Below are 24836 nucleotides of genomic sequence, written 5' to 3'. Positions count from 1 at the left end.
ATGTCTCAAGTCGATCTCAATCTCTTTCGCGTCCTCGATGCGGTGATCCGCTATGGTGGTGTCACCACAGCCGCCGAGATGATGGAAATGACCCCCTCGGCCATCAGCCAGGCCATCAGCCGCCTGACCACCCTGGTGGGCGAGCCGCTGTTTGTCCGCCAGGGACGCGGCATCACCCCCACGGCGCGAGCGCTCAGTCTGCACCACGAGATCATGGTGCCGCTGCACGACATGGAGCGCAGCCTGCAGCGCACCGATCTCTTTGATCCCCAGACCAGTCGGCGCACCTTTCGCATCGCGGGGGTGCCCGATATCGATATCTTCTTCCTGCCGGAGCTCAACAACCTGCTGCAGACCCAAGCACCCAACTGTCAGCTGGAGTGGAACACCCAGGTCCAGGACGAAGCCCTGCGCCAGAACAGCCTCTATCTGCACAGCGTGGATCTGGTGCTGGCCACCAAGCCGATGGCGGAGCAGGGGATCGAAAACGAGCAGATCATGTCCCAGGCCCTGCGCATCGCCTGCCGAAAGGATCACCCCAGGATCCGCCAAGCCCCCGACATGGCCACCTTCTTCAACGAAAAGCACGTGGTATTGCAAACCAGGCGGCTCGACAGCTTGCTGCTCAACACCCTGACCAAGGCGCCGCTGCCGCCGCGCCAGATTGCCTACGAGAGCGACTCCCTGCTCACCGCCCTTCATCTGGTGAGCCGTACCGACTGGCTCTGCGTCGCCAGCCAGTGGCACATGGAGAAGCTGGGGCAGGCACTGGATCTGGCCAGCTATCCCCTCCCCTGGCTCTCGGAGGATTGCCCCGTCTACATGAGTTGGTACAAGAGCTCCGGTCAGGATACCGGGCTTAATTGGCTCAAAGATCAGGTGCGGGCCGTCAGTTCGTTTTAAGTATGCTTAACAGTCAAGCATGCCCATCTCCTCATCCGGGCTATCGCTCTTCTCGACAAATCGCCTTATGGATAATTCCCCTTCAGGATAATCGGGGGGCTTTTCTCAACCATTAAGGCGCAGCTCATGACGACATCGTCGTGCCGAAATAGCTGCGCAGCGCCTCCACCACCCGCCGCACCTTCTCCGGGATCTCCCGCTGCGGCGTGATGGCGTGGATCTCCATCGGCGCCACCCGAAAACCGGGCAACAGTTCGAGCAGACGCCCCTGCGCCAGATCCTCGCCAATTTCTCCCTCCGGTTGTAGCGAGATCCCCTGCCCCGCCAGCGCAAACTGGCGTAGGGGCAACACGTTATTGCAGAGCACCTTGGCCTTGAACCTCACCCTGTGCTCGCCCCCCTTTTCATCCTGCAGCAGCAAACCGTTGCCCAGCATGTCGCCGCAAAGCCAGTCGTGGGTGGCCAGATCGGCGGGCGTGCGCGGCGTCCCCTTGCGCGCCAGATAGGCGGGGGCGGCGCAGAGCAGCATCCGGGTTTGCCCCAGTTTGCGGGCCACCAGGGTCGAGTCAGGCAAGGTGCCGACCCGCAGCGCCACGTCGATCCGCTCGGCAATCAGATCCCGCTTCTCGTCGTCGGCGATGATCTGGATGGTGAGGCCGGGATGGGCCTGCAACAGCGGCGAGAGGGCCAGAGCCAGCGGCTGGCCCGCCATCCCCACCGGGGCAGTGATCCGCACTTCCCCGAGCAGGGCGTCGCGCACCTCCGAGAGGCGCAGCTCGGTCTCGCTCAGAGTCTGCTGCAACGCCCGACACCCTTGCCACACCACCTCTCCCGCCTCGGTCAGACTGAGACGACGGGTGGAGCGATGGAGCAGGGGCAGTCCGAGCAGGCTCTCCAGCTGACTGATATGCTGACTGACGGCGGAGGGGGTCATGCCAAGGGATTTGGCCGCCCCTGTCATGCTGCCCGCTTCCACCACGGCGGCGAAGATGGCGTAACGTCTGAGCTGTTCCATTATTAAATCCAGCTTATAAGTGAATGCATTTTTGAGGTGATTATTAAATCATAAATGGCGGCGTAGGATAGCCCCATTCCAACAGTGAAGGAGAGTTCCCCATGAAGATTGCCCTGATCGGTGCCAGCGGTTTTGTCGGTTCAGCCATCCTGAACGAGGCCGTCAGCCGCGGCCATCACGTCACCGCCATCGTCCGCGATGTCAGCAAGGTGGCCGCCCATCCGCAGGTCACCGCCGTGGCGGTAGATGCCCAAAACCCGCAGGCATTGGCCGAGGTGCTCAAGGGGCACGATCGGGTGATCAGCGCCTACAACCCGGGCTGGACCACACCGGATATCTACGACCAGTACCTCAAGGGCGCCAACGCGATCGTCGCAGCAGCCAAAGCGGCCAACAGCTGGCTGCTGGTAGTAGGTGGCGCCGGCAGTCTGGAGGTTGCCCCCGGCGTGCAACTGGTGGATACCCCTGAGTTTCCGGCCGAGTGGAAACAGGGGGCGCTGGCGGCCCGCGACGGTCTCACCGCCCTGCGTCATGAAACCACCCTCGACTGGCGCTTTGTCTCTCCCCCGGTGTTCCTCGAACCGGGCGAGAAGCGCGGCGGCTATCGGATTGGTGGCGATCAGGTGCTCTTTAGCGGCGAACAGCCTGCCGGGATCACCGCCGGTGATCTGGCTGACGGTGTGCTGAACGAGGTGGAAAAACCGGCTCACCAGCGCCAGCGCTTTACCCTGGGTTACTGAGAGCCAGCAATCGGTTAAGGCCAGAATGCACGGTCACTCGCCTGTGCTTTCGGTCAGGTGAACACCCGCTCAACCAGAAGGGAGGCATCCGCCTCCCTTCTGTTTTGGCCATTTTCTGTTTTGGTCATTTTTGCCGCTGGTAGCTTGCTTCTGGTTATCACTCTCCCCCTCATCGTTGCCCCTTTACCCCGCAATGGCTGCGCAAAAAACCTTCAGCCCATCAGGCGCCGAATTCCATTTCGAATTTTGTATATAACTAAGAATAATTTGTTGTTTCCGTCTTATAACACCGAACAGTAGCATCCCCTTTATCCCAGATGGCGCCACACTGTCGCGCCATCCCGTTCGCCGCTTATCAGGTCTGCCAACAGCGGAGGCAATGCAAGAGATGGCGCCAGAGATAACGAAAGAGTGAGGAGGTGCACATGGAACATTCACCACTGCCGATCATCGATCTGGCTGCCCTCAACGGGGCGCCCGAGGTACGTCGCCCTATGCTGGCCAGGCTGGCCGCGGCCGCCCGCGATGTGGGCTTTTTCTATCTGGTCGGCCACGGCTTGAGCAAAGTTGAGATGCTAGAGACTCTGGCGCTGGCAGAGCGCTTCTTTGCCCTGCCGGAGCAGGAGAAGCTGACGGTGCAGATGGTCAACAGCCCCCACTTTCGCGGCTACAACCGGGTCGGTGCCGAGCTGACCCGCCAGCGGCCGGATCTGCGAGAGCAGTTCGATATCATGAATGAGGCGCAGGCTCTGCCTGTGGCGCAGATCCGTGAACCCTGGCAGCAGCTGATCGGCCCCAACCAGTGGCCGGCCGCCTTGCCAGAGATGAAAGCTCATCTGCTGGCGTGGCAGGAGCGGCTGAGCGATATCACCCTCACCCTGCTCGCTGCCTTCGCCGAGGTGCTGGAGCAACCGGCCAACGTGTTTGACGACAGTATTCGCGGCGCCCCCTACCAACACATGAAGCTCATTCACTACCCGGGGCAAGAGGCGGGTGGCAGCAGTCAGGGGGTCGGCGCCCACAAGGATCCTGGCTACCTGACGCTGGTGATGCAGGACAATCACTCGGGGCTTGAGATCGAGACGGCCGACGGCTGGATCTCCGCACCGCCCCTGCCGGGGGCGCTGGTGGTCAATATCGGCGAGCTGCTGGAGCTGGCCTCCAACGGCTATCTCAAGGCGACCCTGCATCGGGTGGTGAGCCCGCCGCCCGGCGTCTCGCGCCTCTCCTGCGCCTTCTTTATGGCGGCGCGGCTCGATGCCACCGTGCCGCTGCTCAGCCTCTCCCCCGCGCTGGCAGCGCAGGCGCAAGGGCCGGAGAGTGACCCGACCAACCCGCTCTTCTATCAGGTGGGGGAGAATGTGCTGAAAGGGCGGCTGCGCTCCCACCCGGATGTGGCGGCGCGTCACTATGGGCCGGTGGAACCAGCTCGCCTCCCGCGCACTGATAGCGAAGCGATAACGGCCTGAACAGCGCAGAGATCCGCCGGCAGGTATATGCATAAGCCACAGCCACGTGCACATACCCGCGCTGACAAAAACAACAAGCAACGAACAACAAAACAAGTCATGGCCAGAGCCTGGCCATCACGGAGCAACACGATGAAATTCAAGACCATGAGCGTACACAGCGGCCAGCGGATCGACCCCCAGACCGGCGCCCTCACCACCCCGCTCTACCAGAGCAGCACCTTCAGCTACTTCAACGCCCAGGCGGGCAAGGAGCGTTTTGCAGGTCAAGCCCCCGGCTTTATCTACAGCCGCTTTGGCAACCCTACCACCGCCGAGCTGGAGCAGAAGCTGGCGGCGCTGGAAGGTGCCGACGAAGCGCTGGTGGTGGCGAGCGGCATGGCGGCGGTGAGCTCCATCATGTATGCCCTGGCCGACAGCGGTGATGAGGTAGCCTATATCGGCCCGCTCTACGGCGGTACCGACGCGTTCCTCAAGCAGACCTTCAGCCGCGCCGGCATCAAGGTCACCGCCTACGAGAGCGATCACGATCTGCTGGCCAACATCCGCTCTGCTACCAAGGTGGTACTGTTCGAAACCCTGACCAACCCCACCCTCAAGGTGGTGGATCCGCGACTGGTGGTGGAAGCGGCCCGCAAAGTGGGCGCCATCACAGTGTGTGACAACACCTTCCTCACCCCCTACCTGCTGCGCCCGCTGGAGCTCGGGGTCGATGTGGTGATGCACAGCGGCACCAAATATCTGGGCGGCCACGGCGACATCATCGCCGGGGTGGTGGCAGGCTCTCACGCCCTGATGAAATCGATCCGCACCGTGGCCCTCAAGCATATCGGCTCCCCCATCGGCCCGCAGGAGGCCTACCTGCTGCAGCGCGGGGTCAAAACCCTGCCGCTGCGGATGGATGCCCACCTGCACAATGCCCAGAAAGTGGCCGAGTTTCTGGCCGCCCATCCGGCGGTGAAGAAGGTGATCTACCCGGGGCTTGCCAACCATCCGGGCCATGATGCCCTCGGCGCCTTCGCCAGCGGCTTTGGCGGCATGGTGAGCATTGAACTTGAAGGAGGGTTTGAACGCTGCGCCACCCTGCTCGACAACCTGCAACTGTTCGTGCAGGCGGTAAGTCTGGGCGATTTGGAGAGTCTTGCCTGCCATCCGGCCAGTACCACTCACGCCGCCATGGACGAGGCGAGCCGTCTCGCCGCCGGGGTCAATGACGACCTCATCCGCTTCAGTATCGGGGTGGAAGACGCGGACGACCTGATCGCCGATCTGGCTGCTGCGCTGGCGCAGATCTAGCCACATAGCTGCGAGTGATAACCCCCAAACACAACAACGGCCCATCAAGGGCCGTTGTTGTTTGTCGCGATGTGGAAAATGGGGGATTTACTCCTCCCACACCACCACTTGCGAAGAGGGCCAGCGCTCCCCGACATGGGCATATTTTTGCTCCAGCAGGTGACGCTTGATCTTCATGGTGGGAGTCAGCACGCCATTCTCGATATTCCAGGGGGTTTTCACCACCAGAATGCCGCGGATCTTGGCGTGGGACTCCAGCTGGTCGTTGACCCGCACCCGCGCAGCCTCCAGTCTGGCCACGACCTCATCCCGATTTCCTTTGGCTGCGCTCTCGGCCAGCTGCACCAGCGCGACAGGCTGGGGCATGCCATAACCAATCACGCAGAGCTGTTCGATAATGGGCTCCTGCCCCAGCATCCCTTCGATGGGCACCGGCGCCACATACTTGCCCTTGGCGGTCTTGAACACATCCTTCATCCGACCGGTGATGGTGAGATAACCCTCCTTGTCCAGCTTGCCCATGTCACCGGTGTGCAGCCACCCCTCGGCATCGATGGCCTCGGCGCTGTGCTCGGGATCCTTGTAGTAACCCAGCATCATCCCTTCGCAGCGGCAGAGGATCTCCCCCTCGTCGGAGATCTTGATGGTCACCCCGATCCCCGCCTTGCCGACGGTGCCGATCTTGTCGGCGCGGAATGGGTAGTTGATGGTGGAGTAGGCGTGGTTCTCGGTCATACCCCAGGCTTCAGTCACCTTGAGGCCGATGCTCAGATACCACTCAAGCAGCGCAGGGGAGACAGGCGCGGAGCCGCAGCCGAGTACCCGTGCCTGATCCAGCCCCAGCCCCTTTTGCAGCTTGCGTTTGATAAGGCCGGAGATAAGCGGGATCTTGAGCAGCAACGCCAGTTTGTTCTGGGGCAGCTTCTCGTGGATCTTGATGCGGAACATGGCCCACAGCCGTGGCACCGAGATAAAGACGGTGGGACGGCAGCGTTTGACATCTTCGATAAAGGTGTCGAGGGATTCGGGGAACGCGATGGTAGCACCGCCATAGAGGCTGCCGCCGTAGATGTAGACCCGCTCGGTAATGTGGGCCAGCGGCAGGTAGGAGAAGCCCCGATCGGCCTGGCTCAGGCTCACCGTCTCCACCAGCTTCTCGCACGACCAGGCGTAACGCTCAACGCTCAGCATGGCCCCTTTCGGCTTGCCGGTACTGCCGGAGGTGTAGACCAGACTCAGCAGGGAGTCAGGGGCCTGCACCGGGCTGTCAGGGATCGGCTCATGCGCCTCCAGCAGATCGTCCCACTGGTGGCTGGCCGGCATGGTGTCATAGGGGAAGGCGATGCGCAGCAGATCGGCGGGTACGCCCGCCTCCTGACTCTTCCAGTCATCCAGCTTGCCGACGAAGATCGCCTTGGCCTCGCTGTGGCGCAGCACATATTCGATGGTGTCGACGTTGGCAGTCGGGTAGATGGGCACGCTCACATACTGCCCCATCTGCATCGCCAGATCGGCGATAAACCACTGGGCGCAGTTCTTGGAGAGCAGCGCCACCTTGTCACCGGCCACCAGACCGAGGTGACGCAAGGCCGTCACCATTCGCCGCGCTTCATCGGCCACTTCACCCCAGGTGAAATCGACATATTCGCGGTTGATGGTTTGACGCAGGTAGGTTCGATCAGGACACTGCCGCTCCCAGTGATAGAGCATCTCGAGCGGCAGTTTATTGGCAATGCGTGAGGAGGAGGCCATAGTTTAATCCCTGAAACAAAAGGAGAAACTTATTATTAACCTTTCACTAACTTCAGGGGAAGGATAAACTCAAACTTCAGTTTGAATTGTGTATCCGATCAAGCTTCTGCGTCTTGTTGCAAACGACTCCACATCGCCTGCACCAGCTTTTCATCCTCTTCAGAAAGCTCACCTTGCAAGATCGCCTCGTTGAGGCTGCGCAGCACATAGCTCTTGACGTCCCGCACCAGGGTCTTGCCTTCCAGCTCGGCCCGGGCAACCGCCAATGAGATATGACCTCGCAGGTAACCCCCCGCAAACAGCTCATCATCGGTCGCGGTAGCAACCATGCTGTCGATCAGTCCCAACAACTTGTGCTCAAAATCGTGAATCGTCATGTAACGCAGCCTCATTTGCGGCAAAAAATTCGGGGGTATGGAACCGCAATCCGGTTGATTGCAGCTCTCTGGCGCCAGGCCAGCAGCGTCCTTGGCGTCCTATTCCGGGTTGGCCACCGGGTAGATGACCTGATCCTTGTATCCCGTGGTTATTCGCAGATAACCACGCAACGCCCGGTTTAATTCGGGATCATCGGTGTCCACCAGCAGCGGCCTGCCCGCAAGGGCGGCAAGCTTGGCTTTGGTTGCCAGCACCTGGATATTGTCCAGCCCGACACACCGAATCACCTCTGGACTCAATTGCTGATTTCCGCGCCCGAACAGATGTCCCTGTCCGCCTATCAGGGTAATGATCAGTCGGCAGCGACGGCCGCGGATCCGGGTCAGGATCTCGGCGGCGCTGAGATCCTGCCCGATAAGTCGGCCATTTTCCACCAGATCCACACCGAGCAAAGTATTTTCCAGACCGAGCTCTGCCATACAGGCTGCCACCGTGCTGCCGGAGCCCATCAGATAGAGGGTATCGGGCTCCATCTGCTCCACCACACCGGCGGCGAGATCCGCCAACACCAGCTCTTCGGACTCCTTGCCCCCCTGTTTTACCGCCTGTACGTAACGCAGATCACCGGGCACCTTCAGCTGGCCGTAGTGGCGGGCCCGCACCTTGCCCGCGCGAAACGCCTCCTCGTCGATGTCGCGCACCTCGGCATCGATCAGGCTGAGCAGTTCCCCTGCGATCATCCGCGCCACCACCCGCCCGCTGGCGGCAGGCGTCACCCCGTAGACGCCGGAGTGGATCTTGCACCCCGCGGGAATGCCGAGCACATGGCAGGACTCCCCCACCGCGGCGCAGATATCCCGCGCCGTGCCATCGCCACCGGCAAACAGCAGCAGATCGACCCCGGCTTCGCGCATCAGCCCGGCGGCGTGGCGGGTATCATCGGCCGAGGTGCTCTCCCCGACCGGTTGATAGATGACCCGACAGGGCAACCCCAGCTCGCGAGCCACCGCCTCCCCCATCTCTCCCGCCACCGTCAGCAGTTCGAACGGGACATTCAACTCGCACAGTGGCAACAGAGCTTGCCGCGCCCGCTCCTGCGCTTTGGGCACGGCACCACGGGCAAGCGCCTCGGCTACCACGCCGTCACTGCCCTTGAGCCCCACTGCGCCGCCAATCCCGGCGACCGGATTAATGATGAACCCTAATCGAAACATGCCAGCCTCCCTTGCGATGGCCACCATTTTTATCTTTTCCCCCCTCTGGGACAAGCAGTGGCGCCCCTGCTAGAATGCGCTGCTTCAATTTTCCAACCAATTTTCAACCAAGGTTCAATCATGCTGGAATGGGTTCTTGATCCCTCTGCCTGGGTCGCACTCGCCACCCTTACCCTGCTCGAGATCGTGCTGGGCATCGACAACATCATCTTTATCTCCATCCTGGTCGGTCGCCTGCCGGAGGCGCAGCGTCAAAAAGCGCGTATTCTGGGTCTGGGGCTCGCCATGGGTACCCGGATCCTGCTGCTGCTCTCGCTGGCCTGGGTGATGCGCCTCACCGATCCGCTTTTCACCGTGCTGGGTGAAGCCATCTCCGGCCGTGATCTGATCCTGCTGCTGGGGGGCCTGTTCCTCATCGGCAAGAGTGCCCACGAGATCCACGTCACCCTGGAAGGGGCGGCCGAGCCGGAGAGCGTCAGCAAAGCGGCCTCGGGCTTTATCAGCACCCTGATCCAGATCGCCATCCTCGATATCGTGTTCAGCCTCGACTCGGTGATCACCGCAGTCGGCATGGCCGATCACGTGCCGGTGATGGTGCTGGCCATCATGATTGCCGTCTTCATCATGATGTTTGCCGCCAAATCCATCGGTGATTTCGTCGACAGCCATCCCACCATCAAGATGCTGGCCCTCTCCTTCCTCACCCTGGTGGGTTTCGCCCTGATGGCCGAGGGGATGGACCTGCATATTCCGAAGGGCTACATCTACTTCGCCATGGCCTTCTCGCTGGTGGTGGAGATGATCAACATCCGCCTGCGCAGCCATCACGACAATAACGGGCAAAATAGCGCGCAGTAACCCCGCCCGCACATGCCCTCGCGACCCCAGCTGTCGCGATCAAAAAGAGCGCCGGTCGGGCGCTCTTTTTTTATGGGTAACGAAACGATGAAAGGGTTATTGATCGCTGATGACGATGGCAACCCGGCGGTTGGCGGCCCGGCCCTCTCTGGTCTTGTTATCCGCCAGCGGCATGGTCTCGCCACGGCCATGGATCTCCAGATTGGCTGGCTTCATGCCGACCGAGACCAGCACATCGGCTACCGACTGGGCCCGCTTCAGGGAGAGCTGCTGGTTGTAGCTGCTCTCGCCGGTATTATCGGTGTGCCCATCCACCCGCGCCTTGTCCAACCCTACGCCAAGCAGTGTTTTACCCAGTTTTTCAACGGATTGACGAGTCTGGGGATTGAGCGCCCCCACGTTGTTGGCAAACAGCACTCGGTTGGCCAGATCCAGCGTCCACCCCTCATCGGTCAGATAAAAGCCCTGCTCCTTGAGCACGGCGATTTGCTCCGGGGTCAACCCCTTGGGCGCGCTCTGGCAACCGGCCAGCAGCGACAACATCAACCCCAGCAGGGTCACTTTCAACAGGTGGGTGATCTTCATGGTTTGCTCCTTGTTTATGTTGTTATTCTTGCCAGTCAGGCGATGGTTTGCTGTTCGCTGCGGCGCGCCCGTTTCGCCAGATACATGGCTGCATCGGCCTGATCACACAGCACGCTGGCACTCATGCCCGCCTGATAGACGGCGAAGCCGACACTCACCTCTGCCACCAGCTGACGACCGTCACGCAGCGCCACCGGTTCGCTCATCGCCTGCTGGATGCGGCCAATCACCTCTTCCACCTCATGCTGTCGCTGGAGTGGGCCAACCAGCACCGCAAACTCGTCACCACCGAGGCGAAACACCAGATCATCCGGACGCAGCTGATGCTGCACCCGTCTTGAGAGCGCGATCAGCACATCGTCACCGGCGTTGTGCCCCAGCGTGTCATTAATTTGCTTGAAACGATCGCAGTCGAGATAGAGCAGCGCAAACCGCTCTTGCTCGCCGAGGGAGATGGCCTGCGCGAGTCGCGCTTCAAACAGGGCGCGATTGGGCAGTCCGGTGAGGGCATCGTGAGTCGCCTGATGGAGCAGGCTGGCATTTTCGCGGGCCTGCTGGGCCTGCCAGGCTTGCAGCTCGTCCAGCAGGGAGTTGAAGTCATCCCCCAGCTCGTTAATCTCGACGATATCGGCCGGTGGTGCCCGCATCCCCAGGGTGCGTTGTCGGCGTACCGAGTGGGCGACAAGTGCCAGTTTGCGCAGCGGTGCGGTGATGGAGACCTGCATCCGGTCAGCCACATAGAGTGCCACCATGGCGCTCAGCATCAGGCAAACCACCATCACCAGCAGCGCCGAGAGCAAAAACAGCAACAGGTATTCACCGTGGCCACGCAGCTCGATGGTGGCGATCTGCTCACCCCCCCGCAGCATGGGGAGCTTGACAGGCCCCGGCATCAGCAGTTGGGCCAGATAGTCTTCGAGCGTCACCAGCGGGTTGCTTCTGGGGCGCTCCCAACTGGCGAGCAGCTGACCATTGGTCAGTACGATAGTGGCTTGGGCCACCTCTTCCTTGGCAACGATACCACTGAGCGCCTCGCTCGCCGCCTCCTCATCATGGAACACCACCGCCGCCTCGGCGCTGTAGCTGATGGCGCGGGCTACCAGCTCCAGATTGTGGTCGGCGTAAAAACGCACTACCAGCAGGGCCACCAGAGTAAAAAAGAGTCCCGCCACACTGACGGCTGTGATGGCGGCCACCAGATGGGTTCGCCCCAGGCTCTGACGCAGGGTCAGACGGCGGGGAGCCGCGCTCACCTGTCGTCTCATGGGACCCCCTTGTCGGCATGGGCCAGCTTGAGCACGGCGGGATGCACCCGCACTCCGCTCAGGGCCAGAGCATCGAGGTTCACTTTAAACCGCACCCGCACGCTGTCCGGCGAGGTCTGCAGGCAGAACACCGAGCTGGTGGAACAGTCGTGGTTGTATTCGCTGATGCTGAGCACTGGGTGTCCCTGCAGGCGGGCAAACAGCGCAATCCGGGTCGGCTCGTCGAGCACTCCCAGATAGAGCACATCGCAGTGATCGCTGATGGCCGGATCGCTCGCCTCGTAACGATGGACCTGCACGGTACGGCCATTGGCCTGACGATCGATGGTAAAGAGGGCTCCGGCATATTCGGTCGGTGCCGCCACGCACATACGCAGCACCGCAGGCTCGGTGGGCCAGCGGGTGTAACTCATGATATCGAGCACCAGCTCCCTGACCGCCGTCGCCCGGCTCTCCGCGGCCGTTTCCGCCAGCGCGCGGGGCAACAGCAGGCCAAACGCAACCAACAGGAGCGCCAGACGGGCAGTTAAACGGGGGGAAAAGAGTAACAGCATGATCGGGAGGTGGTCGCCTTGACAATACCGCTGCTATGGCATTGCGGTTCGGGTACATGAACCCAGATAGTAAGTTGGCTGACACTGGCCTGACAAGTCTCACCCCGCCATCAACTACAGAGTTCGTGTAAAGAAAACGGAGAGCCCGTCTGGTAACGGGCTCTCTGGTGGCAGGCAGCAAGGCAGAAATCACTTCTTGCTGATGCCGTATTCCCGCAGCTTGTTGGCGATAGCGGTATGCGACACGCCCAGGCGTTTGGCCAGCTGACGGGTCGACGGGAAGGCAGGATAGAGCCGGGCCAGCAGCTGGCTCTCGAAGCGCTTCACCGCATCGTCGAGATTCCCCTCAAACCACTCGTCGATCAGCGGCATGGTATCGGCCGCCACCGGCAGGTCGATCTGCTCGGGTCCCAGCTCATCCCCTTCCAGCAGGGTCATGGCGCGGTAGAGACAGTTGCGCAGCTGGCGCACGTTGCCCGGCCAGCGGTAGGCGGTCAGGTAGTCGGCCATGTTGCGGGTAAAGCGCGGACGGGGTCGCTGCAATTCGCTGGCAAAGCGGGAGACAAACTGCTGGGCCAGCACCATGATGTCCGCCTTGCGCTCGCGCAGGGGGGGCAGCGCCAGACTGAGCACGTTGAGGCGATAGTAGAGATCCTCGCGGAAGGTTCCTTCGTGCACCAGATCCAGCAACTGTTTTTGGGTGGTGCAGATGAAACGCACGTTGACCTTCACCTCCTGCTCGTCACCAACCCGGCGGAACACCCCATCCTGCAACACCCGCAAAAACTTGGTCTGCAGATGGGGAGACATGTCGCCGATCTCGTCCAGCATCAGGGTGCCGCCGCTCGCCAGCTCCAGCACGCCGCGCTTGCCCTCGGTGTTGTTGCCAAAGGCGCCGGGGGCATAACCAAACAGCTCGCTCTCGGCCACGTTATCGGGCATGGCGGCGCAGTTGAGGGCCATAAAGGGGTGGCTGGAGCGCAGGCTAGCACCGTGACATGCTCGGGCCAGCAGCTCCTTGCCGGTGCCGGTCTCACCGACAATCAGCAGCGGCGCGTCCTGCATCGCCAGTTTGCGCGCGTGCGACAGCACCTCTTTCATCTTGGGGCTCTCGGCCTGCAGATGCTCGAAGCCCCCCACTTCCACCGCATGGAGCGCGCTGAAGTGCAGGCCGACCCGACGGGCAGATTTGAGCACCACCACGGCCCCAGCCAGCGCCTGCTTGCCGCGGGCTTCTGCCACGAACAGCGGCATCAGATCTGCCAGATACTCTTCGCCATTGAAACTGAGCTTGCAGGTCTGCGGCTTGATCTCGCTCGCCTCCAGCCAGCGGGTGAAGGAGAACCCCTTGACCAGCGAACCGAGCGCCACGCCGCGCACCTCCTCCACCGGCAAGCCGAGGGTGGTGAGGGCAGACTGGTTGGCCTGGGTCACCTTGCCCTTGCTGTCGAGAGAGAAAACCAGATCCGGCAGCGCCTTGAGCAGCGCCTCGATTTCGTGGTGCTCTCGCTCGGAAGGCATGTAGGGGATGGTCTTGACGTCGTAGACGCCGGGAATACGGCGGATCTCCGGCATCAGGTGCTGAAAATCACTGAACTCCAGCTCGGGAAAGTTGAGATAGATGATGCCTGAGGTATCGATTTCGATGCCGCGCAGATCGATATTGTGCTCCACCAGGCGGTCGAGCAGTTCCCGGGTCAGGCCCAGGCGGTCTTCACAGCTGACTTCAAGACGCATTCGGGACACACTTCCTAGCTAACTCTATGAATGAGCGGATAATACAGTCTCGATCCCCCCAGTGCGAGCGCCAGCCCATAAAAATGCGGGCCCGCCCCGCTTTCGCAGGCAGGCCCGGGTCAACCGATGACGCTGGTGTGGGGTGCGATTACCGAAGCAACTGATCGGTGCTCGCCGCCATGATGAAGTCGTTGCGATGCAAACCGCCGATCTTATGCATCCACCAGCTGACGATCACCATATCGCTCACTCGATGAGTGGTGGCGTTCACTTCAGCAGCTCATCCGTGCGTGCAGCCATGATGAAGTCGTTGCGGTGCAAGCCGCCGATCTTGTGGGTCCACCAGCTGACGGTCACCTTGCCCCACTCGGTCAGGATGGCCGGATGATGGAACTCCGCTTCCGCCAGCTCCCCCAGGCGGTTGGTAAACGCCAACGCCTCCTTGAAGTTGCGAAACGTAAATTCCCGCCGCAGTTGCAGCGCCCCCTCCTCCACCAGCGGCTGCCAGTCGGGAATAAGCGGCATCAGCTCGCGCAGCTCCTCATCGCTCACCTTGGGGGCATCGGCGCGACACGCTTCACACTGTTGGCTGGCCAGTTCGGACATGGGTTACTCCTGCTTGAATTAATGAAAAATTAATGAAAATGAAATAGGGTTGTTTGCTTTTGGTCAGCTCGCCTGTTTGCCAGCGGCAACCTCAAAACGTGGCGGATAGAGGCCAAGCCGACTGGCCTCCGCCAGAGCAGCCATGATCTCCTCACCGGTCAGCTGGTAGAGATGATCGAGACTCGGCAGCACAAAATAGGTGGGCTGCATGATGTCGATACGATAGGGAGTGCGCAGCACGGTCAACAGATCGAAAGGTTGCAGCAGCGGCTGGCCGGAGAGGGCATAGGCGGTCTCGCCGATGGAGGAGAGAATGCCGCCACCGTAGATACGCAGCCCGTCAGGCGTGGCCAGCAGGCCAAACTCCACGGTGAACCAGTAGAGCCGCGCCAGAAAAACCCGCTGCTCCTTGCTCGCCTGCTGCCCCAACTGACCGTATAGGTGGGTGAAGTGGGCAAAGGCCGGATTAGTCAGCATGGCGCAGTGGCCAAAGATCTCGTGAAAGATATCGGGCTCTTGCAGGTAGTCGAGCTCGTCCCGGCGCCGGATAAAGGTCGCTACCGGAAACTGGCGGTTGGCCAGCAGGGCGAAGAAGCGATCGAACGAGATAAGCGCAGGCACCGCCGCCACCGACCAGCCGGTCGCAGGCTGCAAGACGGCGTTGATCTCGGCCAGCTGGGGGATGCGCTCACGGGGCAGCCCCAGTCTGTCGAGACCGGCCAGATACTCGTCACACCCCTTGCCATCGAGAGCGGCGAACTGACGTTCGATCAGGACCTGCCAGGTACCATGCTCCTCGTTGCTGTAGTGGATCACCCCGTCAGCATCCGGCTGGTGGGCGGTGTAAAAGGTTGCCATAGCGGTTCCATCCTCTGGCGCCACATCAGGCGCCTTGCCGTTTCATCACGGTTTCACTGTAACGAAATGGCAACAAAAAAAGCAGCCGACCCATGAGCCGGCTGCCGGAAACAGTTGTAAACAAATTGTGACAACCCGCTAACCAGTCCCCACTACAGCTTGACCATGATATGGCGCGGCACCGTGTAATCCTCCAGCGCATAGAGGGAGAGATCCTTGCCGTAGCCCGACATCTTCATGCCGCCGTGGGGCATCTCGGAGGTGAGCATGAAGTGGGTGTTGATCCAGGTGCAGCCATATTGCAGGTGGCTGGCCACCTTGCTGGCGAGGCTCAGATCTTTGGTCCAGACCGACGAGGCGAGGCCATAGTCCGAGTCGTTGGCCCACTGCACCACCTGCTCGGCATCGTTGAAACGGGTCACCGACACCACAGGGCCAAACACCTCGCGGCGCACGATCTCATCCTCCTGACGGGCCCCGACAATCAGGGTCGGCTCGAAGAAGAAGCCGTTGCCTGGGCGGATCTTGCCCCCCGCCGTCACCTCCACATGACCGCTGCTCTGGGCCCGCTCGACAAAGCTGGCGACCCGGTTGCGCTGTCTGTCCGAAATAAGCGGCCCCATCTCCACCCCCTCCTCGTACTGGCTTCCCACCTTGATGGAGGCCACCGCATCGGTCATGGCGGCGACGAACTTGTCGTAGATCTTGCCCTGGGCATAGATACGGCAGGCGGCGGTGCAATCCTGGCCTGCGTTGTAGAAACCGAAGGTGCGAATGCCCGCCACCACCGCCTCCAGATCCGCATCGTCGAAAATGATGACCGGCGCCTTGCCTCCCAGCTCAAGGTGGGTGCGCTTCATGGTGCGGGCGGCGCTCTGCAGGATCTTCTGGCCGGTGGCGATATCGCCGGTGAGCGACACCATCCGCACCAGCGGGTGCTCCACCAGCGGCGCCCCCACGCTTTCCCCCCGCCCGCAGATGACGTTGATGACGCCGCGGGGGAAGATCTCGCTGGCCAGTTCGGCAAGCCGCAAAGCGGTGAGCGGGGTCTGCTCGGAGGGTTTGAGCACCACCGTATTGCCCGCCGCCAGCACCGGCGCCATCTTCCAGGCCGCCATCATCAGCGGGTAGTTCCAGGGGGCGATACTGCCCACAACACCAATGGGGTCGCGGCGGATCATGCTGGTGTGCCCCTCGAGATACTCCCCCGCCAGCGGCCCTTGCAGGCAGCGGGCCGCCCCGGCAAAGAAGCGGAAGCAGTCCACCACCGCGGGCAACTCGTCGTTGAGCACGGCCAGATAGGGTTTGCCGCAGTTGAGGGATTCGAGCGCCGCAAACTCCTCGGCGTGGCGCTCGACGAGCTCCGCCAGACGCAGCAGCAGGTTGCTGCGCTGGGCAGGGGTAGTGCGGCTCCACTGGGCGAAGGCGCGCTGGGCACCGTTCACCGCCCGGTTCACCTGTTCGAACGAGGCTTCGGGCACGGCGGCGATCTGTTCGCCGTTGGCCGGGTTGAGAATGGGTTCGGCCTGCCCCTCGCCGGTCACAAACTGGCCATCAATCAAGAGTTGGGTAGAGAGTTTCATGGTTGCATCCTTGCGCACGCGTTGAGTCATCATTTGCCACTGCCAGCGACATCATGGGTGTCGCGAGTGAGGTAGTAGGCAAGCAAAATAGGGATAGTGGTGAAGGCCACTATGATGATGGCCACCACGTTGGTGACCGGCCTGTCACGGGGACGGATCAGCTCCTGATACATCCAGATGGGCAGGGTGGTCTGCTGGCCCGCCGTAAAGGTGGTGACGATCACTTCGTCAAAACTCAGGGCAAAGGCCAGCATGCCCCCCGCCAGCAGCGCCGTGGCCAGATTGGGCAGGATCACGTAGCGCAGGGTCTGGAAGCCGTCGGCCCCGAGATCCATCGACGCCTCGATGAGGCTCTGGTTGGTGCGGCGAAAACGGGCCAGCGCATTGTTGTAGACCACCACCACACAGAAGGTGGCGTGGCCGATAACGATGGTCCAGAAGCTGAACGGGATCTCCATCAAGCCGTAGGCCGAGCGCAGCGCGATACCGGTGACAATACCGGGCAGCGCGATGGGCAGCACCAGCAAGAGCGACACCACCTCCTGACCGAAGAAGCGGCTGCGGGCAATGGCCCCTGCCGCCAAGGTGCCGAGGATCATGGCCGCCAGCGTCGCCAGCCCAGCAACCTCCAGCGACAGCTGGATGGCACGCCACACATCGGGGCGATTGAGGGTCACCTCGAACCATTTGAGGGTGAGCCCGGGGGGCGGAAACTGGTAACTCTTGCTCTCGCTGGTGAAGGCGTAGAGGAAGATAAACAGAATGGGAAAGTGCAGGAACAGAAGCCCGCCGATGGCGGCGTACTTGAGCAGGCCCGAAGGGCGCTCTCCCTGACGGCTCATTGAGCTAGCTGACATGACGGCCTCCTTGCTGCCGGTTCAAAGCGATAGGGTCAAAGCGCATCAAAAGCCCCCAGTCGTTTCGCAATCGCCAGATAGATGGCGATGATAAGGATCGGCACCAGCGAGAAGGCGGCGGCAAAGGGCAGATTGCCCGCCGTTCCCTGCTGCATGTAGACCACCTGACCGATATACATGGTCGAGTTGCCGATAATGCCGGGGATGATGTAATCACCGAGGGTCAGCGAGAAGGTGAAGATGGAGCCCGCCACCACACCGGGCAACGCCAGCGGCAGGATCAGGTTGCGAAAGGTCTGGGCGGGTGTCGCCCCCAGATCGCTGCTCGCCTCCAGCAGGGATCGCGGTATACGCTCCACCGCCGCCTGAATGGGCAGGATCATGAAGGGCAGCCAGACATAGACGAACACGATAAAGGTGCCGAGCCGCGAGAAGGAGAGCGACGGGCCACCTATCACCGGCAGGGAGAGGATGGCATCGAGCAGCCACTCCAGCCCCATGCTGTCCGCCAGCCAGCTCACAACCCCCTCCTTGGCCAAAATCAACTTCCAGGCATAGACCCGTACCAAATAGCTGGACCAGAGTGGCAGCATGATCCCCACATAGAACAGCGCCCGGGTCTTGCCACTGGTGTAGCGTGCCATGTAGTAGGCAACCGGAAAACCGAGCAGGGCGCAGGCCAGGGTCACCAGCAGCGACATGCCGACGGTGCGGCCGATCACATCCAGATTCTCCGGTCGCAGCAGGGCGACGAAGTTTTGCAGCCCCAGCTCGTGGCGCACCTGACCGCTAAACTCGTCCAGCCCGAACAGGGAGTTGGAAAGCAGCATCAGCAAGGAGCCGACATAGATGATGCCGAGCCACAGCAGCGGCGGCCCCAGCAGGATCGCCAGCAGCAGGCCGGGCCGACCATAGAGCAGGGTCGAGAGGCGCCGCAGCGGCCTGAAACGGGCAGGTTCGGGCTGATGGTTCATGGCAAGACTCGCACTGTGAGGGGCACTCATGGCTGCGCCCCCTGATGGGCGCCGCTCAGGCGATGGATGGCCTGCTCCGGCCAGCTGAGGCTGACCCTGCTGCCACGGGCCAGACGGGCCTGCCCCTCATTGGGGTGGTTGACGATGATCTCGAGCTGCTCCCCGAGATCAACCCGATAACGGACGAAGGGACCCAGATACTCCACCTCGCGGATCTCTCCCGACCAGCCCGGCGCACCCGCCTCAGCGAGCCGGATCCGCTCCGGGCGCACCATCATCTGGCTGCCGTCGCCGCACAGCCGTCTGGCCTGCTCCCCTTCGAACAGATTGACGGTGCCAACGAAGCGGGCCACAAACGGCGTCGCCGGAGCGTCGTAGATGGTATCGGGGGCGGCAATCTGCTCGATCTTGCCCTGACTGAAGATGCAGATCCGGTCGCTCATTGAGAGCGCCTCCTGCTGATCGTGGGTGACGAAGATAAAGGTGATGCCCAACTGGCGTTGCAACGCCTTGAGCTCAAGCTGCATCTGCTCGCGCAACTTGAGATCGAGGGCCCCCAGCGGCTCGTCCAGCAGCAGGATGCGTGGCTGGTTGATAAGCGCCCGGGCGATGGCGATGCGCTGGCGCTGGCCGCCGGAGAGCTGGCTTGGGCGGCGCTTGCCGACCCCAGGCAGTCGCACCAGCTCCAGCATCTCGTCCACCTTGCGGTAACGCTGTGCCTTGGCGACCCCCTTGAGCATCAGGCCATAGCCGATGTTGTCGCGCACATCCATGTTGGGAAACAGGGCGTAGTCCTGAAACACGGTATTGAGGTTGCGATCGTAGGGGGGCACGGTGGAGCAGGGTTCGCCAAACAGGCGGATCTCCCCGTCGCTCGGGTACTCAAAGCCCGCGATCATCCGCAGGCAGGTGGTCTTGCCGGAACCGCTCGGCCCCAGCAGGGTAAAGAATTCCCCGGAGGGGATCTGGAAAGAGATATCGTCGACCGCCTTCACCTCGCCATAGTGGCGACTGACCCGGTCAAATTGTACGGCGTTCATGGGGCGTCCTTGTCTGTACTGGGATGGGCCGACTCCTGTCCGGCCCGCTTGATTATCCGCTCTCGGCAGTCGTGCAGAGGAGGCGCAGCTCCCCTGCCGTTGGCAAGGTGGCAGCGGTTCCGACCACCTTGCTCACCCCACCTTAGCGGCCGCCCAGAATGGCGATATAGTCGGAAACCCAGCGGTAATAGGGCACGCAAGTTCCCTGGCTCTTGCACTGGGAGACCGGAGTGCGCCAGAAGCGAACCCGATCGAAGTTGTCGATACCGTTGGTTTTGCACCCGGTCGGGCCCAGCAGGGCATTGCCCTCACAGGCGGCAGGCACCACAGGCACCGAGCCAAACCAGGCGGCGAGATCCCCCTGCAGCTTGTTGCTCAGGGAGTGCTCCAGCCACTTGTAAGCGCAGGTGAGGTTCTTGGCATCGCTGTGCACCATGCTGGTATCGGCCCAACCGGTCACTCCCTCTCTCGGCACAGTGGTGGCGATGGGCTGCTTGTCGGCGATCAGGGCATTGGCCTGGAACGGCCAGGAGCCTGACGCAACCACCCCTTCGTTCTTGAAGTCATCGATCTGGACGAAAGCATCATGCCAGTAGCGTCCCACCAGCTGGCGCTGCTTGCGCAGCAGATCGAGGGAGGCCTTGTACTGATCCTCGTTCAACTCGTAAGGATCCTTGATGCCCAGGGCGGGCTGATGGGTCATCAGATAGAGGGCGGCATCGGCGATGTGGATCGGGCCGTCAAAGGCCTGCACCCGCCCCTTGTTGGACTTGCCATCCGCCAGGGTCTGTTCCTCGAACACCACGTTCCAGGAGTCCGGTGCCTTGGGGAACACCTTGGTGTTGTACATCAGGATATTGCCGCCCCACTGGTAGGGCACGCCGTAGTGCTTGCCATCCACAGTGTGCCAGGGGGCATTTTGCAGCCGGGGATCAATCTTGCTGTAGCTCGGGATGAGTGCCAGATTGAGCGCCTGCACCTTGCCACCGGCAATCAGACGCAGACTGGCATCGCCGGAGGCGGTCACCAGATCGAAGCCCCCCTCGTTCATCAAGGCCACCATCTCGTCCGAGGTGGCCGCCGTCTTGACGCTCACCTTGCAGCCGGTCTCTTTCTCGAATCCGGTCACCCAGTCGTAGTTCTTGTCGGTCTCGCCACGCTCAACGTAGCCAGCCCAGGCCACGATATTGAGCTGGCCTTCACCCTTGCCGAGCTCGGTCGGGGCAGCCTGGGTCTGGCCTGCCAGCAGCGCCGGAACAAGAGCCAGCATCAGAGGGGTCAATTTCATCATGCACTCCTTGCATTGTGTTGACTTGCATCAGGTGAAGGAACGCCACCATCGGCGTTAACATCCTGTTAACCAGCAATGAGCTTAGGGGAGTGGCAATACGATGAATATTTCAATTTTTGATGGCTCAGGTATCAGCTAAATCGATATCGAGTGCAGATGAATCTGATTTTTGGTGGCTACCCCGCAAGAGATGGCTAGCGAGGGAGCGCCTGACGGGCCCGCAACCGGCTCTGATCCCGCGCAATATCGATAAATTCCCGCGCCGTCCAATCCAGCCGAGAACCACGGCGCCACACCAGCCCGATATCGATGGCGGGAATGGGCTCCTTGATGGCGCGCGCCTCGACCCGCTCCTGCTCCAGCGACCAGGGGCGATAGGCAAAATCGGGCAACAAGGCGACCCCGAGCTGGCTCGCCACCAGACTGCGCACTGCCTCCACCGACGCGGTGCGCAGCACGATACGGGGGGAGATGCCGTAGCGGCGCAGGCCGCCACCGATGATCTGATCGAGCTGATCGGCGGTCAGCGAGATCATCGGCTCCTCCCCCAGCGCGGTGAGCGAGAGGGTCGACTCGGCGCAGAGCGGGTGGTTGGCGGCCAGCCAGAGCCGCAGCGGCGAACGGGTCAGCAACTCGGTATCAAACGCCTCTTGCCGGATGGTGCGGTTGGTCATCAGGATCCCCACATCCACCTCGCCGTTGACGATCTGGTGCTCCAGAAAAGGCTGTTCATCCTCCTTCACCTCGATCTGTACCGCCGGAAAGGCGCGGCGAAAACGGCCGAGCGCCTCTGAGAGGTAGTAACCCGCCACCAAGGTGGTCACACCGATAGTGAGCCGTCCCTGATCCTGCTGGGCTACTGCTTTGAGGGAGTGGCTCGCCTCGGTCATGGCGCCGAGAATACGGCGGGCGTGGAACAAAAACTGGTGGCCCTGAGTGGTGAGGGTGACGCCGCGCGGATTGCGCTCGAATAGCGGGGCGCCGAGATCGGTCTCCAGCTCGCGAATGGCGCTGGTGACCGCCGACTGGGAGATATGCAGCTCGGCGGCGGCGCGACTCACTGAGAAGCTGTCGGCCACGGCCACAAAATAACGGATCTGGCGAAAGGTAAAGTTCATCGGGCATCCTTGCCGATTGGTAATATTGGTGTGATTGGTAAGATTGACTGCCAGCTTAACCGTAAACGGGCGCCTCGCCAAAACCGGGCACTGCTGCCAACTCAATGATCTGCCGATTAAAACCATGCCCCTGCGGCTTGGCGAGCACAACAGGGGCATGGGTCATCGCAGCAAGGTGCAGACAGAGCTATCAGGATTTGTTGAGATACCCCGCCAGCTGGCCGATCAGCCGCTTGCGCAGCTCGCCGAGTTTCGGCTTCTCGTCCGCACACCATGGCAGCGGGCGGCACGCTTCGATGGTGCGCAGACCAAGGCGAGCGGTGAGTAGCCCCGCCCCCACCCCTTGCGCCGCACGGGCGGAGAGCTTGGCGGCAAACTCGGCGCCCAGCAAGTCCATCCCCACCTCGGTCACCAGCTCGGTGGCACCGGCGTAGAGCATGTTGCGAAACACCTGACGGATGAGGCGTATGCGGCTCCAGTAGCCGAGCTCGATGGCATAGACATCGGCGATATCCTCGATCATCCGCAGGTTGCGCCACAACATCAGCATCATGTCGACGGTGGCGAGCGGGCTGAGCGCCACCAGCACAGCGGCCTCCCCCGACCATTTGGCCACCCGCGCCTGCGCCAGCTTGTCGCGTTCGCTCAATACCAGCTGACTGTAAAGGGTCAGCACCTCCCGATCGTTGTGGCTCTCATCGAGCTGGGCCAGCCAGGTTTGATACCCCTCGCGCCCCTTGTCGCCACTTTTGACCGCCAACCCTTCGCAAAAGGCCTGCCCCTGCCCGACTCCCTGATGGGCAAGCAGATCTTCTGCTCGCGAGCGTACATCCTGACGCCGCTTGAGGGTCCGTAGTCGCAGCCACTCGCGCCCCACCACGCTGGCTGTCCCCGCAGCGACCAGCGCCGAGGCCGCCAGCCAGGCGCTGCCCCAGAGCGGGGTGGTGAGGAATTGATCGTAAAGAAAGGCGCCATACTGGCCCAACGAGAGCAGACCGACCGCCCCCAGCCCCCACGCCAGTAGCCGATGGCGGCGGCGCGGTTTGATGACGAGGGCGCTCTCCACCTCGGTGAACTCGTCCAGCTCGTCGAGGCGCTCGAAGCTCGCCTCCTCCAGCCGCAGGGCCGGTGCGGGGGGTCGCTCGTCACTGGCCACCGTCAAGGCAGGCTCAAGAATCACCTTGCCCTGCAACGGTGGCCGCTCTTTTATCTGATCGTTCATCGCATTGTTCTCCTGTGCGCAGCCTTCGGCTCAGGTGCCAAGACCGCACCCCGTTATTCGAGGTGATCCCCGAGCAGAAACTCCAGCGCCGCATCGAGCCGGATATGGGGCAGCGCCTGATGGGGGCTCATGGGCATGGGGCAAAACGCCTGAAAATCAAAGCCCTGACTGTTCCACCACTGCGCAGGCGGAATATGGGGCGGCACCTCCCCGGGGAACAGCAGCAGCGGCTCACCGCTCAGGCTGGTGCCACGGATGGCGGGAAACTCGCGGCCATTGGCCACCCCCTTGCCCACTTCGGTCGCCTTGATGGCGGCGAGCGCCAGACACTCGGTGGTGATCCCCTCAAAACGGGCCTGCCCGCGGCCACTGCGCACCAGATGCTGGAGCAGGGAAACCATGGGCGCATGCTGTTCGGGGGTAACGTGATCGGCCTTGCTCGCCACAAAGAGCAGCTTGTCGATACGGGGCGAGAAGAGTCGCCGCCACCAGTTGCTCTTGCCGTAGGCAAAGCTCTCCATGATGCGGGCAATGGCCTGCTGCATGTCGCCAAAGCTGGCCGCCCCGGCGTTGAGGGGCTGCAGGCAATCCACCAGCACGATCTGGCGATCAAAACCGGCAAAGTGCTGCTCATAAAAACCCTGCACCAGATGCTGCTTGTACTGCTCGAAGCGCTGCTTGAGAGTGGCGTAAAGAGTGCCATCGGCGGGCTCGCTGGCAGGCATCTCCCACACCCAGGGGACAAATTGCAGCATGGGGGCACCGGCATACTCCCCCGGCAACACGAAGCGACCGGGTTGAATAAGGTGCAATCCCAGCTCCTGTTTGCAGGCATGCAGATAGGCGGTGTAGCGCTCGGCAAGCTCAGCCACCGGCCGCTCTTCGAAGCGTTGCTCAGCCTGCCACCCGGATGTCAGCCAGCTGGCGGCAAGTGCCTGCAGCTCTGGGCGACGAAGCTGCTCGCGCACCTGTTCGCTCCACTGCTCGTAGCTCATCTCAAGGAGCGGCAAGTCGAGCAGCCACTCCCCGGGGTAGTCCACCAGATCCACGTAGAGGGTGGAGATCTCCCCCAGATGCTTGCGCAGAGGGTGACGGGTGCGATAGCGGATTTCGAGGCGCACTTCGGCCACGCCGCGGGTGGGCTCGGGCCAGGCAGGTGGATCGCCAAACAGGGAGTCGAGGCCACGCTCGTAGGCAAAGGTGGGGATGTGGGCATTGAGCTGCGGCACCCGGCGGGCGCCGAGGATGCGCCCTTGACGCAGGGCATCCCACAACGGCAAACGGCCATCGATGGCCGCGTGTTCCAGCTGGTTGACCAGCGCCGTGATAAAGGCGGTTTTGCCGCTGCGAGAGAGGCCGGTCACCGCCAGCCGGATATGGCGATCCCGCACCCGGTTCACCACGTCGTTCGCCTTGTGTTGCAGGCGAGTCAACTTCTGTTCCAGTTTATTGAGTATCAAGGCTTGACCCGTTCTCCCTTGGTGGTTGCATCCGGCGTGCTCAGCCGTGCGAGAGGTCGAC

24 protein-coding genes are annotated in these 24836 nt (G+C 62.0%); 5 read left to right on the top strand and 19 right to left on the bottom strand.

From position 1 onward, the window contains the following. A complete protein-coding gene (locus ACTG2T_RS18700; RefSeq protein ID WP_330124552.1) occupies nt 1-903 on the top strand; it encodes a LysR family transcriptional regulator in 903 nt (300 codons plus the stop codon). A gap of 124 nt (nt 904-1027) precedes the next feature. Here the strand turns inward: ACTG2T_RS18700 and ACTG2T_RS18695 are convergent, their stop codons facing one another. Beyond that, entirely contained in the window at nt 1028-1918 is an 891-nt protein-coding gene (locus ACTG2T_RS18695) for a LysR family transcriptional regulator (protein ID WP_005361146.1), read from the bottom strand. Nucleotides 1919-2019: 101 nt separating this feature from the next. On the opposite strand from ACTG2T_RS18695, the gene ACTG2T_RS18690 reads away from it, so the two are divergent. The 3 genes from ACTG2T_RS18690 (at nt 2020) to ACTG2T_RS18680 (ending at nt 5423) form a co-directional block, all read left to right on the top strand. Continuing rightward, nucleotides 2020-2658 carry an NAD(P)-dependent oxidoreductase gene (locus ACTG2T_RS18690; protein ID WP_330124551.1) on the top strand — a complete coding sequence of 213 codons (639 nt, stop codon included), beginning with the start codon at nt 2020-2022 and terminating at the stop codon, nt 2656-2658. Nucleotides 2659-3083: 425 nt separating this feature from the next. Continuing rightward, a complete protein-coding gene (locus ACTG2T_RS18685; RefSeq protein WP_330124550.1) occupies nt 3084-4127 on the top strand; it encodes an isopenicillin N synthase family dioxygenase in 1044 nt (347 codons plus the stop codon). A 132-nt stretch (nt 4128-4259) separates the two neighbouring features. Then, on the top strand, nt 4260-5423 hold the full coding sequence (locus tag ACTG2T_RS18680) for a trans-sulfuration enzyme family protein (RefSeq protein WP_330124549.1): 1164 nt from the start codon (nt 4260-4262) through the stop codon (nt 5421-5423). 87 nt (nt 5424-5510) lie between these two features. Here the strand turns inward: ACTG2T_RS18680 and ACTG2T_RS18675 are convergent, their stop codons facing one another. From ACTG2T_RS18675 to ACTG2T_RS18665, 3 genes are all read right to left on the bottom strand, one after another. Continuing rightward, nucleotides 5511-7175, bottom strand: a complete 1665-nt coding sequence (locus ACTG2T_RS18675) for an AMP-binding protein (protein ID WP_330124548.1) — start codon at nt 7173-7175, stop codon at nt 5511-5513. A 98-nt stretch (nt 7176-7273) separates the two neighbouring features. After that, nucleotides 7274-7552, bottom strand: coding sequence for a YfcL family protein (locus ACTG2T_RS18670; RefSeq protein ID WP_005333639.1), 279 nt, complete (start codon nt 7550-7552; stop codon nt 7274-7276). 99 nt (nt 7553-7651) lie between these two features. Beyond that, nucleotides 7652-8767, bottom strand: coding sequence for an ATP-NAD kinase family protein (locus tag ACTG2T_RS18665; protein ID WP_236396902.1), 1116 nt, complete (start codon nt 8765-8767; stop codon nt 7652-7654). A 120-nt stretch (nt 8768-8887) separates the two neighbouring features. Here ACTG2T_RS18665 and ACTG2T_RS18660 point away from each other — a divergent pair, with 120 nt between their 5' ends. Next, nucleotides 8888-9625, top strand: a complete 738-nt coding sequence (locus ACTG2T_RS18660) for a TerC family protein (protein ID WP_005333641.1) — start codon at nt 8888-8890, stop codon at nt 9623-9625. Nucleotides 9626-9721: 96 nt separating this feature from the next. On the opposite strand, the gene ACTG2T_RS18655 is transcribed toward ACTG2T_RS18660, so the two are convergent. The 15 genes from ACTG2T_RS18655 to ACTG2T_RS18585 form a co-directional block, all read right to left on the bottom strand. Further along, a complete protein-coding gene (locus ACTG2T_RS18655; protein ID WP_005333642.1) occupies nt 9722-10210 on the bottom strand; it encodes an OmpA family protein in 489 nt (162 codons plus the stop codon). Nucleotides 10211-10245: 35 nt separating this feature from the next. Next, nucleotides 10246-11475, bottom strand: coding sequence for a diguanylate cyclase domain-containing protein (locus ACTG2T_RS18650; RefSeq protein ID WP_330124547.1), 1230 nt, complete (start codon nt 11473-11475; stop codon nt 10246-10248). Then, the gene (locus ACTG2T_RS18645) at nt 11472-12029 is read right to left on the bottom strand and encodes a YfiR family protein (protein WP_005333646.1); all 558 of its coding nucleotides are present in this window, start codon (nt 12027-12029) and stop codon (nt 11472-11474) included. The genes ACTG2T_RS18650 and ACTG2T_RS18645 overlap by 4 nt, the downstream gene beginning before the upstream one ends. A gap of 189 nt (nt 12030-12218) precedes the next feature. Further along, entirely contained in the window at nt 12219-13766 is a 1548-nt protein-coding gene (tyrR, locus tag ACTG2T_RS18640; RefSeq protein ID WP_069556244.1) for a transcriptional regulator TyrR, read from the bottom strand. Nucleotides 13767-13914: 148 nt separating this feature from the next. Further along, on the bottom strand, nt 13915-14037 hold the full coding sequence (locus ACTG2T_RS18635) for a 4a-hydroxytetrahydrobiopterin dehydratase (RefSeq protein WP_330124546.1): 123 nt from the start codon (nt 14035-14037) through the stop codon (nt 13915-13917). Next, a complete protein-coding gene (locus ACTG2T_RS18630) occupies nt 14034-14372 on the bottom strand; it encodes a 4a-hydroxytetrahydrobiopterin dehydratase (RefSeq protein ID WP_267967690.1) in 339 nt (112 codons plus the stop codon). The genes ACTG2T_RS18635 and ACTG2T_RS18630 overlap by 4 nt, the downstream gene beginning before the upstream one ends. 63 nt (nt 14373-14435) lie before the next feature. Further along, nucleotides 14436-15230 carry a phenylalanine 4-monooxygenase gene (gene phhA, locus ACTG2T_RS18625; protein WP_040069354.1) on the bottom strand — a complete coding sequence of 265 codons (795 nt, stop codon included), beginning with the start codon at nt 15228-15230 and terminating at the stop codon, nt 14436-14438. A gap of 152 nt (nt 15231-15382) precedes the next feature. Beyond that, complete coding sequence (locus ACTG2T_RS18620) at nt 15383-16813, bottom strand: gamma-aminobutyraldehyde dehydrogenase (RefSeq protein WP_144712760.1); 1431 nt, start codon at nt 16811-16813, stop codon at nt 15383-15385. A 29-nt stretch (nt 16814-16842) separates the two neighbouring features. Further along, nucleotides 16843-17670, bottom strand: coding sequence for an ABC transporter permease (locus ACTG2T_RS18615; RefSeq protein ID WP_330124545.1), 828 nt, complete (start codon nt 17668-17670; stop codon nt 16843-16845). 35 nt (nt 17671-17705) lie between these two features. Further along, nucleotides 17706-18674 (bottom strand): ABC transporter permease, encoded by a 969-nt coding sequence (locus ACTG2T_RS18610; protein ID WP_005346227.1) that lies wholly within the window; start codon nt 18672-18674, stop codon nt 17706-17708. Beyond that, nucleotides 18671-19684, bottom strand: coding sequence for an ABC transporter ATP-binding protein (locus ACTG2T_RS18605; protein WP_019444921.1), 1014 nt, complete (start codon nt 19682-19684; stop codon nt 18671-18673). The genes ACTG2T_RS18610 and ACTG2T_RS18605 overlap by 4 nt, the downstream gene beginning before the upstream one ends. A 142-nt stretch (nt 19685-19826) precedes the next feature. Continuing rightward, on the bottom strand, nt 19827-20972 hold the full coding sequence (locus tag ACTG2T_RS18600) for an ABC transporter substrate-binding protein (protein WP_144712756.1): 1146 nt from the start codon (nt 20970-20972) through the stop codon (nt 19827-19829). A gap of 197 nt (nt 20973-21169) precedes the next feature. Then, nucleotides 21170-22093 (bottom strand): LysR family transcriptional regulator, encoded by a 924-nt coding sequence (locus ACTG2T_RS18595; protein WP_330124544.1) that lies wholly within the window; start codon nt 22091-22093, stop codon nt 21170-21172. Nucleotides 22094-22283: 190 nt separating this feature from the next. Further along, on the bottom strand, nt 22284-23315 hold the full coding sequence (locus ACTG2T_RS18590) for a YcjF family protein (RefSeq protein WP_330124543.1): 1032 nt from the start codon (nt 23313-23315) through the stop codon (nt 22284-22286). 53 nt (nt 23316-23368) lie between these two features. Continuing rightward, on the bottom strand, nt 23369-24775 hold the full coding sequence (locus ACTG2T_RS18585; RefSeq protein ID WP_330124542.1) for a YcjX family protein: 1407 nt from the start codon (nt 24773-24775) through the stop codon (nt 23369-23371). Nucleotides 24776-24836 lie beyond the last annotated feature (61 nt).

The sequence above is a fragment of the Aeromonas sp. 75A genome (assembly GCF_051919425.1).
Lineage (GTDB): Bacteria > Pseudomonadota > Gammaproteobacteria > Enterobacterales > Aeromonadaceae > Aeromonas > Aeromonas veronii.
Note: the sequence above shows the minus strand (reverse complement) of the source record. Positions and strands in the feature narration are given on the sequence as shown.

Bases quoted from the DNA above. Each gene is read 5' to 3' on its own strand.
- ACTG2T_RS18700 (WP_330124552.1), top strand. From the start codon at position 1: ATGTCTCAAGTCGATCTCAATCTCTTTCGCGTCCTCGATGCGGTGATC.
- ACTG2T_RS18690 (WP_330124551.1), top strand. From the start codon at position 2,020: ATGAAGATTGCCCTGATCGGTGCCAGCGGTTTTGTCGGTTCAGCCATC.
- ACTG2T_RS18595 (WP_330124544.1), bottom strand. From the start codon at position 22,093: ATGAACTTTACCTTTCGCCAGATCCGTTATTTTGTGGCCGTGGCCGAC.
- ACTG2T_RS18695 (WP_005361146.1), bottom strand. From the start codon at position 1,918: ATGGAACAGCTCAGACGTTACGCCATCTTCGCCGCCGTGGTGGAAGCG.
- ACTG2T_RS18685 (WP_330124550.1), top strand. From the start codon at position 3,084: ATGGAACATTCACCACTGCCGATCATCGATCTGGCTGCCCTCAACGGG.
- ACTG2T_RS18620 (WP_144712760.1), bottom strand. From the start codon at position 16,813: ATGAAACTCTCTACCCAACTCTTGATTGATGGCCAGTTTGTGACCGGC.
- ACTG2T_RS18675 (WP_330124548.1), bottom strand. From the start codon at position 7,175: ATGGCCTCCTCCTCACGCATTGCCAATAAACTGCCGCTCGAGATGCTC.
- ACTG2T_RS18655 (WP_005333642.1), bottom strand. From the start codon at position 10,210: ATGAAGATCACCCACCTGTTGAAAGTGACCCTGCTGGGGTTGATGTTG.
- ACTG2T_RS18665 (WP_236396902.1), bottom strand. From the start codon at position 8,767: ATGTTTCGATTAGGGTTCATCATTAATCCGGTCGCCGGGATTGGCGGC.
- ACTG2T_RS18600 (WP_144712756.1), bottom strand. From the start codon at position 20,972: ATGAAATTGACCCCTCTGATGCTGGCTCTTGTTCCGGCGCTGCTGGCA.
- ACTG2T_RS18645 (WP_005333646.1), bottom strand. From the start codon at position 12,029: ATGCTGTTACTCTTTTCCCCCCGTTTAACTGCCCGTCTGGCGCTCCTG.
- ACTG2T_RS18660 (WP_005333641.1), top strand. From the start codon at position 8,888: ATGCTGGAATGGGTTCTTGATCCCTCTGCCTGGGTCGCACTCGCCACC.
- ACTG2T_RS18680 (WP_330124549.1), top strand. From the start codon at position 4,260: ATGAAATTCAAGACCATGAGCGTACACAGCGGCCAGCGGATCGACCCC.
- ACTG2T_RS18590 (WP_330124543.1), bottom strand. From the start codon at position 23,315: ATGAACGATCAGATAAAAGAGCGGCCACCGTTGCAGGGCAAGGTGATT.
- ACTG2T_RS18650 (WP_330124547.1), bottom strand. From the start codon at position 11,475: ATGAGACGACAGGTGAGCGCGGCTCCCCGCCGTCTGACCCTGCGTCAG.
- ACTG2T_RS18610 (WP_005346227.1), bottom strand. From the start codon at position 18,674: ATGAGTGCCCCTCACAGTGCGAGTCTTGCCATGAACCATCAGCCCGAA.
- ACTG2T_RS18670 (WP_005333639.1), bottom strand. From the start codon at position 7,552: ATGACGATTCACGATTTTGAGCACAAGTTGTTGGGACTGATCGACAGC.
- tyrR (WP_069556244.1), bottom strand. From the start codon at position 13,766: ATGCGTCTTGAAGTCAGCTGTGAAGACCGCCTGGGCCTGACCCGGGAA.
- ACTG2T_RS18615 (WP_330124545.1), bottom strand. From the start codon at position 17,670: ATGTCAGCTAGCTCAATGAGCCGTCAGGGAGAGCGCCCTTCGGGCCTG.
- ACTG2T_RS18605 (WP_019444921.1), bottom strand. From the start codon at position 19,684: ATGAACGCCGTACAATTTGACCGGGTCAGTCGCCACTATGGCGAGGTG.
- ACTG2T_RS18630 (WP_267967690.1), bottom strand. From the start codon at position 14,372: ATGTCCGAACTGGCCAGCCAACAGTGTGAAGCGTGTCGCGCCGATGCC.
- phhA (WP_040069354.1), bottom strand. From the start codon at position 15,230: ATGGCAACCTTTTACACCGCCCACCAGCCGGATGCTGACGGGGTGATC.